Genomic DNA, 366 nt, shown 5'->3' with positions numbered 1-366 from the left:
GCGGTGGTAGCCGAGCTACAAGGCAACTCAGCTCTAGTGGGTGGCTTAGGTGCTGCTGCAAGTGAACGTGGTGCTGAGGTTATCATGGGTATTCTTTACCCAGGTAAAACAGTAGCGGAATTATCACAAGAAGAAAGACAACAAATCAGCGCCCTATCACAGCTAGCGACAGGCCTTGCAATAGCCGCTGCCGGTGGTGATATCCAAGATATCAATACAGGCGTTGCTGCAGGGAAAAATGCGGTTGAGAATAATAATTTAGCTAGAGCCGCTTGGTATCTAGTACGTCCAAGTGAAATTGGTGGACCAGTTAGTATTAATGCAGTAGATGTATTAATGGCTGAAGGTTGATCCTCGCCAAAATAT

The 366-nt window shown here is 46.4% G+C and carries 1 protein-coding gene; it reads left to right on the top strand.

Going from position 1 to position 366, the window contains the following annotated elements; genetic code table 11:
* Positions 1-351, top strand: a 351-nt coding sequence (locus A9G25_RS07485; RefSeq protein ID WP_176701095.1) for a VENN motif pre-toxin domain-containing protein, incomplete at its 5' end; no start/stop codon positions are given.
* Positions 352-366: the final 15 nt, after the last annotated feature.

This window comes from Gilliamella sp. Bif1-4, assembly GCF_001690535.1.
GTDB classification, from domain to species: Bacteria; Pseudomonadota; Gammaproteobacteria; order Enterobacterales; family Orbaceae; genus Gilliamella; species Gilliamella bombi.
The sequence above is the reverse complement of the archived record's forward strand: the minus strand, read 5'-3'. Positions and strand labels throughout refer to the sequence as shown.